Annotated in this window: 12 protein-coding genes and 1 tRNA gene; 5 read left to right on the forward strand and 8 right to left on the reverse strand. The window is 61.9% G+C overall.

The annotated features are described in order from the left end of the window. Position 1 precedes the first annotated feature (1 nt). Complete coding sequence (locus tag VJX68_RS17900) at positions 2-1111, reverse strand: MBL fold metallo-hydrolase (protein WP_324097091.1); 1110 nt, start codon at positions 1109-1111, stop codon at positions 2-4. 332 nt (positions 1112-1443) lie between these two features. Here VJX68_RS17900 and VJX68_RS17905 point away from each other — a divergent pair, with 332 nt between their 5' ends. Together VJX68_RS17905 and VJX68_RS17910 are read left to right on the forward strand one after the other, a co-directional pair. Then, complete coding sequence (locus VJX68_RS17905; RefSeq protein ID WP_324097092.1) at positions 1444-2004, forward strand: ferritin-like domain-containing protein; 561 nt, start codon at positions 1444-1446, stop codon at positions 2002-2004. Positions 2005-2025: 21 nt separating this feature from the next. Then, entirely contained in the window at positions 2026-3312 is a 1287-nt protein-coding gene (locus VJX68_RS17910; protein WP_324097093.1) for a cytochrome P450, read from the forward strand. Positions 3313-3370: 58 nt separating this feature from the next. Here VJX68_RS17910 and VJX68_RS17915 read toward each other — a convergent pair whose 3' ends face one another. Further along, a complete protein-coding gene (locus VJX68_RS17915) occupies positions 3371-5893 on the reverse strand; it encodes a cation-translocating P-type ATPase (RefSeq protein WP_324097094.1) in 2523 nt (840 codons plus the stop codon). A 318-nt stretch (positions 5894-6211) separates the two neighbouring features. Here VJX68_RS17915 and VJX68_RS17920 point away from each other — a divergent pair, with 318 nt between their 5' ends. The 3 genes from VJX68_RS17920 (at position 6212) to VJX68_RS17930 (ending at position 8881) form a co-directional block, all read left to right on the forward strand. After that, a complete protein-coding gene (locus VJX68_RS17920; RefSeq protein WP_324097095.1) occupies positions 6212-7918 on the forward strand; it encodes an ABC transporter ATP-binding protein/permease in 1707 nt (568 codons plus the stop codon). A gap of 240 nt (positions 7919-8158) precedes the next feature. Then, a complete protein-coding gene (locus VJX68_RS17925; RefSeq protein ID WP_324097096.1) occupies positions 8159-8731 on the forward strand; it encodes a class I SAM-dependent methyltransferase in 573 nt (190 codons plus the stop codon). Positions 8732-8800: 69 nt separating this feature from the next. Continuing rightward, a tRNA-Leu gene (locus VJX68_RS17930) sits at positions 8801-8881 on the forward strand. Between the two features lie 67 nt (positions 8882-8948). On the opposite strand, the gene VJX68_RS17935 is transcribed toward VJX68_RS17930, so the two are convergent. The 6 genes from VJX68_RS17935 to VJX68_RS17960 all read right to left on the reverse strand — a co-directional run bounded on the left by VJX68_RS17935 (position 8949) and on the right by VJX68_RS17960 (position 13446). After that, positions 8949-9641, reverse strand: coding sequence for an OmpA family protein (locus VJX68_RS17935; RefSeq protein ID WP_324097097.1), 693 nt, complete (start codon positions 9639-9641; stop codon positions 8949-8951). A gap of 178 nt (positions 9642-9819) precedes the next feature. Next, complete coding sequence (locus VJX68_RS17940) at positions 9820-11421, reverse strand: ABC transporter ATP-binding protein (protein ID WP_324097098.1); 1602 nt, start codon at positions 11419-11421, stop codon at positions 9820-9822. A gap of 18 nt (positions 11422-11439) precedes the next feature. Then, positions 11440-11631, reverse strand: coding sequence for a hypothetical protein (locus VJX68_RS17945; protein ID WP_324097099.1), 192 nt, complete (start codon positions 11629-11631; stop codon positions 11440-11442). 118 nt (positions 11632-11749) lie between these two features. After that, positions 11750-12613 carry an LLM class F420-dependent oxidoreductase gene (locus tag VJX68_RS17950; RefSeq protein ID WP_324097100.1) on the reverse strand — a complete coding sequence of 288 codons (864 nt, stop codon included), beginning with the start codon at positions 12611-12613 and terminating at the stop codon, positions 11750-11752. 36 nt (positions 12614-12649) lie between these two features. Then, positions 12650-13258 (reverse strand): hypothetical protein, encoded by a 609-nt coding sequence (locus tag VJX68_RS17955; protein WP_324097101.1) that lies wholly within the window; start codon positions 13256-13258, stop codon positions 12650-12652. A gap of 5 nt (positions 13259-13263) precedes the next feature. Then, entirely contained in the window at positions 13264-13446 is a 183-nt protein-coding gene (locus VJX68_RS17960) for a hypothetical protein (RefSeq protein ID WP_324097102.1), read from the reverse strand. Positions 13447-13499: the final 53 nt, after the last annotated feature.

Raw genomic sequence — 13499 nt, forward strand, 5'->3', positions numbered from 1 at the left:
GTTACTGGACTGTCGAGGTTTCAATTTCTCTCGAGTCTGCCGGCAAGGTCAGCAACATTCCGTCGTACCCGAGCACAACGCCGCGCGGCCTGACATCCGCAACGCCGCGCATGAACGCGATCCGCGCAAGCGCGTTGGGCGTCGGCGGACCGATGTGGCTCAGCACGAGCATCGCGACTCCGGCCTGGTTTGCCTCCGATGCGGCCTCGACCGGCGTCGTGTGATAGCGGCGGATGTCGGCCATGATTTTGGCAATGCGCGCGTTACCAATCCGTTCCGCCGCCTCCTGGATCAGCTTCACCAGGTGCGCCGCCTGCCCTTCGTGAATGAGCACGTCGGCGCCGGTTGCCTCCGCGACGAGGTTGGCGCACTTCACGGTATCGCCGCTGATCACGACCGAGCGTCCCTTGTAGTCAAATCGATAGCCGTAGGCGGGCGCCACCGGCGCGTGATCGACGGTGAATGCTGTAACCTTGAGTCCGTTCTCTTCGAGCACCGTCGCGGAACCGCCGGCGCAAGGCGACGCGCCCTGAGGAGTATCGATTTTCACGGTGAGTGGCTGCATCTGCCAGTTCGCCGGCGGCATCAGCGCGGCGCCGTGATGCGCGACGCGGTAGCCCTCGTCCAGCGCGTACGCCTGCTCGAATCCTCCCACAACTTGCTCGACGCCCGGCGGCCCATATACACGCAGCGGATGCTCGCGTCCCTGCGCCCACGTTTCCATGTTAACTTCGCCGAGATCGCCGATGTGATCCGAGTGAAAGTGCGTGAACAAAACCGCAGCGACCCGCGCTGCGGGGATATGCCACAGCGCCAGGTTCTTCCACGCGCCGGGACCGATATCCACCAGGTAGATGCTGCCGCCTGCAAAGATTGCCGTGCATGCAGCCGCGCGATTGCGATCGGCCAGCGGATTGCCGGTGCCACACAACACTACTCGCAGCGCGTCCGGCTCGAGCAGGTCGTTGCGCGTCGAGGCGAGGGCGCTGTCGATTGCGCGGCGGAAGATCGCATCCTGCACCGCGGGGATGTGGATCATCCACCAGCCCAGCGCAACGAACGCCGCAAGGGCGGCGCCGGCGAGCATCGATCTTCGTGCCAGTTGCGACATCCGGTGTTGGTGGACGGCTCAGGCTACCGCCGCGTGGCGGATTCCGCTGGCAACCCGATTGCTGCGGGAGTGCGACACTACTTACTCGTACGACATTCGGATAACCAACACCACCCGCCAACGAGTCCTCATGGCGATGCGTCCATCGGGGGCATGATGGCTCCTTTGGGGACAGTCTCGCGCCTGAATAGGACTCCCGTGTTTATCGGCCGAAGGTCGGTAGGGACCGCATTTTGCGAGATCTTCACTGCGCGCGCCAACGGCATGTTACCTGCATGGCGATGCAGGTAGACAAAATATGCGAGTCGAGTCATAGCTTGAAATCGGCACCCATGCCCGGTACCAGGGAGTTCGAGCGGCTCCTTACGGTCATGAGTTTCTATCGCGAAGCCGAACTGCACGGTGCGCGATTACTGCTGGTTATGCATAATCATCTGCGCGACCCGGATTCGCAGATGAAGCTCACGCGCCATCTCGCCGACGAGACGCGCCACGCGTTTCTGTGGACGAAGAGAATTACTGATATGGGCGGCGCGCCGATCACGATCACCAATGGCTACCAGCATCGGCTTGGACTGCGCTTCGGGGTGCCCAAGGACACGATTGATCTTCTCGCGCTCACCTCGGTTGCCGAGAGCCGGGCGCTCGAGCGTTATCGGAGTCACGCACAACAGGAAGATGTTGAAGACAAGACACTCGAAGTTTTGAAAGCCGTCGGCGCAGATGAGAACTGGCATCTGGCGTGGGTCGATGCGAAGATGAATGAGATCGCGGAGCGGCGCGGCGATGCAGGGCGGGCGATTCGCGCATTGGAAAGAGTGCGCGCGGTCGAGCGCGAGGTTTATGCGACCTTCATAGCCGAAGAGGCGGAGTTGATGCGCCGCGCAGATTAATGATTCATTCAGGAGTGACCCATGGAAACCCAGGCAGCCAGTGATCGCGTCGTGAGCGCGACCGAATTCTCGCTCGACACGATTGACATCATCAGCCCCGACCACTACCAAAAAAACGGCTACCCGCACGCGGAGTGGACGTATCTGCGCAAGACCCGTCCCGTGTTTTACGTGGACCGCCCGCGAGTGGATCCGTTCTGGGCGATCACCAAGGCGGCCGATATCAAGGAGATCAGCGTTCAGCCGCGGCTATGGCTCAATGGGCCGCGGCTCGCGGCCTTCCCGCTGGACGAGGGCGCGGATGGCCCTCCGCCCGAGCTGCCACTCAAGCATCTACTTAACATGGATCCGCCGCAGCACGGCGAGTATCGGACGATCCTGAGCCGTTATTTCACCCCGCGTTCGGTGCGCGCGCTCGAACCTGAGGTTGCGAACATCACCGCGAAAATTCTCGACGACGTGATGGACCGCGAGCAATGCGACTTCGTCACCGAGATCTCGTCGAAGGTCCCGGTGGCCGTGATTGCGGAAATGCTGGGTGTGCCGCGCCCGGATTGGCCGACTCTCTTCAGATGGACCAACGAAATCATCGGCGGCGGCGATCCTGAATTTCAACGCGGCAAAGATGCGAACGAGACCTTCGCCCAAGCGCGACTTGAAATGTTCACGTACTTCACCAACCTGGTCGAAGAGCGGCGCAAGCATCCTACCGGCGACGTCACCAGCATCATCGCCAATGCTAAAATAGACGGCGCGCCGCTGCCCGCCCTGGAACTTCTCTCCTATTTGCTGGTGCTCGTGGTGGCGGGCAATGAAACGACGCGCAATGCGACCAGCGGCGGCCTGCTCGCGTTGATCGAAAACCCCGAACAATTCCGGCGGCTCAAGTCCGATCCCACGCTGATCAAATCCGCGGTCGAGGAAATCGTGCGCTGGACATCACCGGTAATCCAGTTCACGCGCACTGCCACGAGCGATACCGTCGTGCGCGGACAGAAAATTCGCGCGGGCGAGTCGGTCTGCCTGTTCTACCCGTCGGCCAACCGCGACGAGGACGTTTTCGATCAGCCGTTCAAGTTCGACATCGGCCGCAATCCGAACCCTCATCTCGCGTTCGGCATTGGAGAGCATTTTTGTCTCGGCTCGAACCTGGCACGGCTGGAGCTGGAAGTGATTTTCAGAGAGCTCGCGAAACGCCTCGAACGCGCGGAATCGGCGGGACCGCTCGAGCGGCTGCGCTCGAGCTTCGTCGGCGGCATCAAGCACATGCCGATCCGCTACAAGCTCAAGCCCGCCGCTGCAGCATAGACGAAGGCTTCGAACATCGGGCAGTCGCCCTGCGCGAAATAGACGACTCGCCAGACTGTTAAGCGCTGATGCGCCCGAACGCTCGCCAGCACACTGCGGCCGCAGCGCCAAGAATTGCGATCGCCCAATCTGCCCGCGCTATCGGGCTTATCATCAGCAGCTTTGCGATCGGCGGCGTCAGCATGAATACTGGCAGACTGACGGCTACAGCTAAGATGACAATCCAGAATCGCCGCTGCTCCGGCGCGCGAATACGCCACCATCGACGCATCCCTGCGTACTCCGCCCATACCAGAAGCAGGCTTCCCACCACCGCGACGACCATCGCGACACCGCGGGCATAGTTCTCGTCCTCGCCAAGGCGCAACGCGAACAGCGCGAACGCCGCGACCGTTAGGAGAGCACCGGACAGAGCCGCGCGGATGGCAGCCGGCCGCTCGACAATTGGCGACGCCGGTGGACGGGGCGGACGGCGCATCACGTCGTCGAGCGCAGGCTCGCCCTCAAACGCGAGCGCGGACACCGGATGCACGATCATCTCCAGCCAGACCAGGTTCACCGGCAACAGCACCAGCGGAAGGCCAAAGACCGGCGCCAACAGACTGAGCGACACCAGCATCACCTTGAAACCGACCAGGTAAAGAAACGCGCGCTGGAGGTTGTCGAGCAGGACGCGGCCCTCGCGAATCGTCACGACCATCGCTGAAAAATCGTCGTTCAGCAGCACGATATCCGCCGCCGCGCGTGCGACCTCAGTCCCGCGCAGACCCATCGCGACGCCGATGTCCGCCCGACGCAATGCGGGCGCGTCGTTTATTCCGTCGCCGGTCATCGCGACCACTTCGCCTGCCCGCCGGAGCGCCTCGACTATCGCGTATTTTTGCTCCGGGCGGATGCGCGCGAAGATGCTGCAGCGGCGGACCAGCCGGTCGAACGATGCCTTGTCAGCACTGTCGAGTTGCGCACCGGTGACGATTCCGTCGTCGGTGTGCGCGATTCCGGCCGCCTCGGCGATCGCATGCGCGGTGAGCGCGTGATCGCCGGTGATAAGTTTGAGCTTCACTCCGGCGCGCTGGCATTGCGCTACCGCGTCCGGTACCGCGGGTCTAAGGGGATCGCGAAACCCCAGCAGCCCGAACAGCCGAAAGCCGCGCTCGTCCGCCGCGCGCATCCCGGTGAATCCGCCGCGCTCGACCTCGCGTCCGGCAACCGCAAGCACGCGCATTCCGCGCCCCGCCATCTCGACGTTCGCCCTCTCGGCGCGAGCCAAGTCGGCTGGCGCCAGATCGCAATGCTCGACTATTCCTTCGAGCGCGCCCTTCGCGACGATTCGCTGCAGATTCCCGCCGCCGGCGTGTTCCAGGCTGCTCCAAACGTGCGACATATGCTTACCGACGGGGTCGAACGCGTAGTCGTGCACCAGACGCCATCGCGAGTGAAGCGCATCGACGTCGATGCCGTGTTCCGCGCAATGCGCCAGAATCTGCTTCTCCATCGTGTCGGCGGCCCGGGGCTCGCACGCGAGCGCGGCCGCTTCGAGCAGCGTGTCCTCCGATGTCTCCGGCCCCAGCGAGACATGCTCCTCGAGCGCGAACTCGCCGGCTGTCAGGGTGCCCGTCTTGTCGAGACAGATGACCGTAGTTGAACCGAGCGTCTCGACGCTGGCCAACCGGCGCACCAAAACTCCGTGCCGGCTGAGGCGGTACGCGCCGAGGCTCAGGAACATCGTCAGCACCAGCAGGAATTCTTCGCCCACGGCGGACATCGCGAGACTGATCGCATACAGAAACGCGTGCTTTGCCGGCGCGCCGCCGAGCAAGCGCAAGACGAAGAGCAGCACCGAAACGCTGATCGCCACGCCGACCATCCAGCGCACCACCCGCGCCGTCTTGCGCTCCAGCGGGGTTAGACGAGGACCAACCTCAGCGACCAGCCGCGCCAGATCTCCGTAACGGGTGCGCTCGCCCGTCGCGATTACTTCGGCGGACCCGTGGCCTTCGAGCACCCGCGAACCCGCATACACGCGGCTCGCCTCCGATGCATCCGCGACGGCGCCAAAAATTCCGCAGGGCTGTTTCGCAACGGGCTCCGCTTCGCCCGTGAGCTGCGATTCGTCCAGCGCAAGATTGAAACTCGTACGCACGACGGCATCGGCGTGAACAATGTCGCCTTCTTTGAGGAGCAAAAGATCGCCGGGGACGAGGTCGGCGGTCGCAACCTCGATCTCGACGGCGCTGCGAATCACGCGCGCACGCGGGGCCACGACGCCCGCAAGCTTCTTGAGTGCGGTGCGCGATCGCGCCTCAAGGACTACATCGACGGCAAGTACCGGAACGATCGCCGCGAGCAGGACATAGGCGTCGGTCCGCTCGCCGAGCGCGTAGTAAACCGCTGCGGCGGCAGCCAGCATCACTGCCATTGGGTCCGCGGCCGTTCTGACGAATGCCAGGATCGCTGCGCCGCGCGACGCGCGCACCGGGAGGTTGGGCCCGTACGTCTTCAGGCGCCGCGCCGCCTCATCGATGCTAAGGCCGCTAAACGGATCAACGGCCGCGGCTCGCGATTCTATTTTCTTTTTCAATACACCCGATCGTCTCTTCGAACTCTCTAATCGTGCAATCGGCTTGCCAAGGATCGCAGATTGCGCGATCGGATACACACCAACGCGGTGCCCTGTTCATGCATCTATGCTTGCAGGAAATTTCCAATAGCATGAGCAAGGTCGGACTTTTCGCGGCTTCTGGAATTTTCTTCCAGTAGAATCTTCACTTCCATCGTACGCAAAGCTACAAGGCCGAAGAGAAAGAAGATGCAGAGTTGAAAACAGTATTGTTCGCTCCGATCAGAATTGCGCGTGGTGAGGCGTCCGCAGCTATGCGCCGCTGCCTGAGGGAGAACGATGAACAAATTCGACCGGTTGTTTTGGAGAAGGCTCTGGCGGCTAGCGAAACCCTATTGGGTATCTGACCAGAGACGTGTCGCGTTCGGATTGGTAGTCCTCACGGTTTTTTTGAGCGGTTCCATCAAGGCCGGCAACGTTGTGTTCAGCTACGTAAGCCGGGACATGATGACAGCGCTGGCGGAAAAAAACGCGCAGGTTTTCGGGCACACGATGCTGCTCGTAATCATCTACAACGTCGTGGCGGCACCGGTCGTCGCTATCGATGGATACGTGGCCGCGAAGCTGATGCTTAACTGGCGGCAATGGATGACCGAGCAGTTCCTCGAGAAAACCTTCCACGACCGCGCCTTCTACCGGATCAGCTCGGACGCGAGCATCGACAATCCCGACCAGAGAGTCAGTGAGGATCTGCAGACCTTCGCCAATTTCACGGTGTCGTTCGTGATGCAGGTTCTGCAAGGACTTGTTACCGCGGCGTCGTTCCTGGTCGTTCTGTGGCTGATATCGCCGACGCTGGTCGGGGTGCTCGCGGTTTGCGTAGGCCTCGGCTCGCTGCTGACCATCGTGATCGGCCGCCCGCTGATCGGAATCAATTTCGCGCAGCGGCGGCGCGAGGCGGACTTTCGTTACGCCCTGGTGGGCTTGCGAGATAACGCGGAAGCGATCGCGCTTTATGGCGGCGAACGGCGCGAACAGGGCGAGTTGCTGGAGCGTCTCTACGCGGCGATAAAAAACTTCAATCTGCTTATCTCGTGGCAAAGGAACCTGGCGTTCTTCACTTATGGGTACGATTTCCTGCTGCCACTGCTGCCCTATTTTATTCTGGCGCCCTCTTTTTTCGCGGGCAAGATTGAGTTCGGCAAGATCACACAGGCCAGTGGCGCCTTCATCACGCTGCGCACCTCGTTGTCGATAATCATCGATCAATTTAATTCGTTGAGTAACTTTGCCGCCGTTGTCGAGCGGCTCGGTGGATACCTGGAGGTGGCCGAAAGCGGACGGCTCGCGCAAGCGACGGCGGAGGTTGTCTCTGCCGAGCCGATCGATGCGGATATAGGAACGCAAATCGAAATCGTCGAGGTGCCGCGCTTCGCGGTCGAGCAGCTGACGCTCAAAACTCCGGATAGCCGCAAAACGCTGGTGCGCGCGATGTCCTTCGAAGTCGCGGCCGGCGAGGGGCTGTTGATCGTCGGTGAAAGCGGGGTCGGCAAGACGTCGATGCTGCGGGCGGTGGCGGGACTGTGGCGCACAGGTAGCGGGCGCATCATTCGGCCGCCGCTTTCCGCTGTGATGTTCCTGCCGCAGCGGCCTTACATGATTCTCGGTTCACTGCACGACCAGCTCTGCTACCCACACGCAGGCAAAGTGACCGACGATGAACTCTGGGCGATTCTCAAGATGGTCAACCTCAAAGATTTGCCGGAGCGGCTGGGCGGCTTCGACGCGGAGGTCAAGTGGGACGACCTTCTGTCGCTCGGCGAGCAGCAGCAGATCGCCTTTGCACGGCTGCTGTTCAATCACCCCGAGTACGCGTTTCTAGATGAAGCGACCAGCGCGCTGGACCCGGGCAACGAAGGAGTTCTCTATAGTGGTCTCGCATCCGCCGGGATAAACGTGGTGAGTGTGGGCGACCGGCAGCGGTTGTCGCGATACCATCACAAGATGCTCGAGCTGTTGGGCGACGGGGACTGGCGGATCAGTTAGCGATGAGCGTCACTAGTAGCAAGCAGCACCCGGACTGGGTCCTCAGGTGCTGCGCCGGCTCGTCGCTATCAAGACCGCCGAGCGGGTCAGGTGGCAGCGGCTCGTGGTTCTATTATTTCTTATAGGCAACTCGAACTTCTCGTCGGACTCCCGACAGACTTAGTCCGCGCGCCCGGCATTTGATACAAGACTCACGTGGGCCTGTCCGACAAAATCTTCGGTATCTTCCTCGACTGGACCATGAGTTCGAAAGTGATCGCGCGGCAGCGGCAGCCAGCGCTGAAAGATGCGCACGGCGACGTCCTCGAACTCGGATTCGGCACCGGGCTGAACCTTCCCTATTTTCCGGCTGGTGTGAAGCGGCTCACCGTGGTCGATCCCGAAGACCTGATGCCGAAACGAGTCGCACAGCGTATCGCCGCCGCCCGCTTTCCTGTGCAACGCGCAAAGCTCTCCGCCGAGCACTTGCCGTTCGACGACAACAAGTTCGACTGTGCGGTAAGCACCTTCACCTTGTGTACGATTCCCGACGCGACCGCAGCCCTGCGCGAGGTGCGACGGGTGCTGAAGCCGGGAGGATCATTGCTGTTCGTCGAGCATGGCCTCAGCGAGGAGCCTTCGGTCGCGAAGTGGCAGCGGCGACTTGATCCGATTCAGAAAGTGATCGGCCACGGATGCCATCTGACCAGACGCATCGATCAGCTTATATCTGACGCCGGGCTCGAGATCGCACAGCTCGACCGCTATGTGATCGCCGGGATGCCGAGAACCCATTCCACGATGTATCGCGGCGCCGCACTCGCGCGGAAATAGCGCCTCCGTCCGCGCGCTAGCCAGACGCCCCTTCAACGGGCTCTGATTTTCCAATATTTTCTAACTCACGCGAGAGTGGCGGAATGGCAGACGCGCTGGACTTAGGATCCAGTGCCGCAAGGCGTGGGGGTTCAAATCCCCCCTCTCGCATTTCGAATGAGTAGAAACAGTGCGGGGCGCTCGCATCATTGCGAGCGCCCCGTTTCACGTATGCGTCTTATTGTTCGGGGACGAGTTCGACGCGGCGATTCTGTGCGCGTCCTTCTGCCGTGTCGTTGGTCGCCACGAAATCGGTCTTGCCGTAGCCGTGCGGATGCAGCTTACTCTCGTTGACTCCAGCCTTGGCCAGGTAATCCACGACCGCATTCGCGCGCCGGTCGGACAACCTCAAGTTGTAGTTCTCGCCGCCGATCGCGTCGCAGTATCCATTCACGTCAACATCGACGTCGGGATTGGCCTTGAGCGTCGTGGCGGCCTCATCCAGCACGGCGGCATCGCCGGGGCGGATCTTTGATTTATTGAAATCAAAGTGCACGCCGCGAAGCACCAGCTTCTCCTTCACTGGCGGAGGCGGTGGTGGTGGCGGAGGCGGAGGTGGCGGCGGTGGAGGTGGCGGAGGCGGCGGCTGAACGATCGGATCGCAATAGTAATGACCCGCGACTCCGCCGATTACCGCGCCGATTCCTGCACCAGCGACAGCGCCCGCGATTTCACGCGAACTTGAACCATCACTGCCCTTGCTGGCGTCGCCGATACCGAAGCCGGCGCCGGCGCCGATCACCGCGCCCGCCGCAGCGCCGTAAACAGTGCACCAACTCAACTCGCGTTGCTGCGCGCATCCGCTCAAAAACAGCGCGATTGCGGCCACTGCCGGCAACAGAAAAGACGATATACGCGATCGAATGTTCATGTCCCCTCCCAACAAGCGATCTGTGGAGTCGCTGGGCTGCGTCCGCGCTTGCAGACACCGGCCCAACGAACGGCGTCACCCTAGTTCAGGGAGATGTCGGAACAATTAGTTACGGATTAATAGAATATGACGTGAATAGAGACTGCGTATCGAGTTGTGAACAACGCCGCATCGGCGGCTAGACGGTCAGGCTTTGCGCTTCCCAGAGTGCGCGGAAGCGGCCGTCGCGCAGTGCGCTCAGCGACGACCAATCGCCCGACTCGACCACTTTGCCGCCTTCGATGACGTAAATGAGGTCGGCCCATCGGATGGTCGAGAGACGATGCGCGATCAGCACGACGGTGAGTTCGCCGCGGCGGCTTTCGATCGCGTCGAGCACGCGTCCTTCGTTCTCGGAATCGAGGCTGTTGGTCGCCTCGTCGAGAATCAGCATCGACGGGCGGCGCAGGAATGCGCGCGCGAGTGCGAGGCGTTGGCGCTCGCCCTGCGACACCATCATTCCGCGGTCGCCGACTATAGTATCGAGTCCGTCTTTCAGTCCCGCGACGAAATCGAACGCCGACGCCTGTCGCAGTGCCGCGAGCATCTCGTCTTCGCTCGCGTCGGGCCGCGCCCATTTGAGGTTTGCGCGAATCGTGTCGTGAAAGAGAAACGTGTCGGGCGCGACGTAGCCGATTTGATCGCGCCATCCGCGCACGCCTTCGGGTCCAAGTGGCCGGCCGTCGAGTCTGAGCGTCCCCGAATCGGGCAAAACGAGGCCCATCAGGATGTCGGCGATGGTACTCTTGCCGGCGCCCGACGGCCCGACCAGCGCGACGACCTTGCCCGCCGGAATCACCAGGCTCAAATCTCTTACTGCCGCCACGCGTCCCTCGGCGTAGGTGAACGACACATCGTCAGCCGCAAGTTCACGCGTGAGCGAAAGCCGTTCGTGCGGATGCTCCGTCGGCTCTGCCGCCGCGGCGCATCGGACTTCGATATCGAGCAGGTTGGCAAACGAAGGAATCGAATTGACGAAGGCGCGGTAGTGTTGTTGGCCACTCATGATTCGCGGCATCACGCGCGCGAACAGCAGCAACAGGATTAGAATTGACGCGGGCGACACCGCCAGCACTCGAATCGATACGAACAGCACCACCGCGAGAATTACGACCGAGCCGAGTTCGAACCAGGTTGCGGCGACCGCCTGTTGACGAGCGCCGCCCACGTTGGCTCGGACAACCTCGGCGCTGAGGTTGGAGAAGATCGAAAAATTGCGCTCCTCGGCGCCGTAGGTTTTGGCCGCTTTGAGGCTCTGCAAATGTTCGATGGTAGCGGCGTAGAGCGATTTGCTGGTGCTCGAGACTTCCTCGCCCTGCGCTTCGATCGCATGCGTGCGTCCGCGAAAGGCGAACGTCAGCAGTGCACCGGAGAGCAGCACCAATGCGGTCATCCCGGCCGACAGCGCAAACGCGATCGCCATGTAAAGGGCTCCCAGCACAACTTCGCCGGTGAGTACGAGCGCGAGATTCGTGCCGCTACCGACCCGGTAAATCTCATAGGTCAGCGCGTGGGTGAAATCCGACGCGCGACTCCGGCATACGAAGAGCCAGTTCGCTTCCGCGATTGCATGGTAGAGGCAGCGGCGCAGGTGATGCTCGACTTCCTGCTGAACCGCGTATATCCCCACGCTCTGGATTTGTCCGAGCACGGTTCGCGCGCCCACCAGCGTCACGAATACTCCCAGCAGAAGAATCAGCGTCGGATGCAGTCCGATCGCAACGAACGCGTTCGAAAGCATCGCCGCGTAACGTCCGGCCTAGCCCTGTCCGGCCATATTAAAGCCAGCCACCTGGAGGGTAGGAAGCAGCAGCGCGATGCCGATGCCCTCGCTCAGCGAAAACAGGACCGTCACGACGACCACGCCGATCAGATGCCAGTGCGAGACATGCACCAGCGTCGCGAAATAGGCGCGCAGAGTGCTCTGCGGCGGCGGGTTGGTCTTTTCCACGAGTTGTATGTGTCCGAACGGCACAGACGATGCGACGATTGCTCTAAACGCGAGAACCCTTTACATCGCTAGTGAAAGCGACACGAGTCTACAGAGCGCCCGCACCACGGGCAAGTCGTTACGCGAGCTTGGGGCGGACTTCGGTGTCGAAGCGGTCGAGAAATTTTGCGAGAGGGTCGGTGCCTAGTGGGCTTATCAGGATTTCCTGGACGCCGATTGCGGCATAACGATTCAGGTAGTCGGCGATTTCGGCGGGCGGCGCAAGGATGCCATCGACGTAGCCGCCCGTGTCGGTCCATTTCGGCGCGAAGCCGAAGTACACGCGATGGCTGATCGCGAAGTCGTCGAGGCTGCGGCCGCGGCGGGCGGCGATTTCGCGAATCCATCCGATGCGCTCTGCGACCTGGTCGGGGTTCATCCGCGTCCCATGCCATCCATCGCCCAGTTCGACCGCGCGGCGAACAGCGCGGCGGCTCGTGCCTCCGACCCAAATCGGGATGTTGCCGGCGGCGGGACGCGGCCCGAAGCGCATGCCGGCAAGCTTGAAAAACTCGCCGTGAAATTCTGGGACAGCGGAGGACCACGCTGCGCGCATCAGCGCGATTGCCTCGTCGGTGTAGGCGCCCCTTTTTTCGAACGATACGCCGAGCGCGCGGAACTCGGCTTCGAGCCATCCGCTGGCCACTCCCGCGACGACGCGCCCCGACGACAGCCGGTCGAGTGTGGCGAGTTCCTTGGCGAGATGAATCGCGTTGCGATACGGCACGACGATCACGCTGGTCGCGAGCTTGATCCGGCTGGTGACGGCCGCGGCGTAGGCGAGTGTCGCGATCGGCTCCAGTATTTCGATCGGGGGCAGCCGCCCGCCCGACTCGGGCACGATCAAATGATCGCTGACCCAGATTGACTCGTAGCCGGCCTGTTCGGCGCGCCGTGCGGCCTGCGCGATTTCGTTGGCGGCAGCCGCTCCGATCTGCGGCAAGTGAAGTCCGATTTTCGTGGCCCTGCTCCCGCGGCTTCAGTAACTATCGTCACCCGAGAGTATCGCAACGATTCCCCGACACGTCTGAAAATCCATTTTCATCGAGCTCATGCAGAGCCGCCACGCACTGACGTTGTCGTGCTTGCCGATGAGCGCGAGCAGCTGCGACTTGACCGGGTCCTTGACCTGCCCCACGGCGGCCTTGGCGCGTTCGTGTTGGACCATCCGCATGTGCTGCAGCTTGGCAAATCGTTCCATCCCGGCGTCCGTGGGACATGGCTGTGCTTCGTACCACTTGCCGCCTTCCTGGCCGATCGTCAGGTTCGCCGTGGCGTTGCTGCCGTCGGGAGTGGTGAATTCGATTCCCATCAGATGAGTCGGCGGCATTGGGTAGGTGGCATACCTCGACGCATTCATCACGTTCGGCGGCAGCTTGGTAATCGTCAGCTTGAATTTCCGGTCAATCGGAAGGGCGAACTGTTTCTTAATCCGGTCCTCGAGAAAGTCCTGGTTCTTGCCGATGCATTTCAGCGTGGACGGCGCGATCAGCAGCTTCAATGCCGCGAAATCTTTCGCGGACATGGCGTCGACAACCTTGCGCGCCAATTCCTGCTGCTCCGGCGTACCCTTCTCAGCTTCCTTCATAGCCGTCAGTTGCCGGGCCGAGAGGTCGGCGCACCTTGGGGCACCGCGGCCGGCGCGCGCATCGCCCACGGCGATTCCTGCGGCTTCGCGGACTCTTGCGGCTTGGCGGACTCCTGCGGATAGGCAGGCGCCGCAAGCGCTGCGGTCATCACCAGCAAAGAAAATGTCATTCGCAGAAACTTCAGCATCTCACTCCTTCAAAGCAGGCTCGCGGGGTGCACTCGATCGTCCGAATTTTACG

It is taken from the genome of Binatus sp. (SeqCode), assembly GCF_035272065.1.
In the GTDB taxonomy this organism is placed as follows: domain Bacteria; phylum Desulfobacterota; class Binatia; order Binatales; family Binataceae; genus Binatus.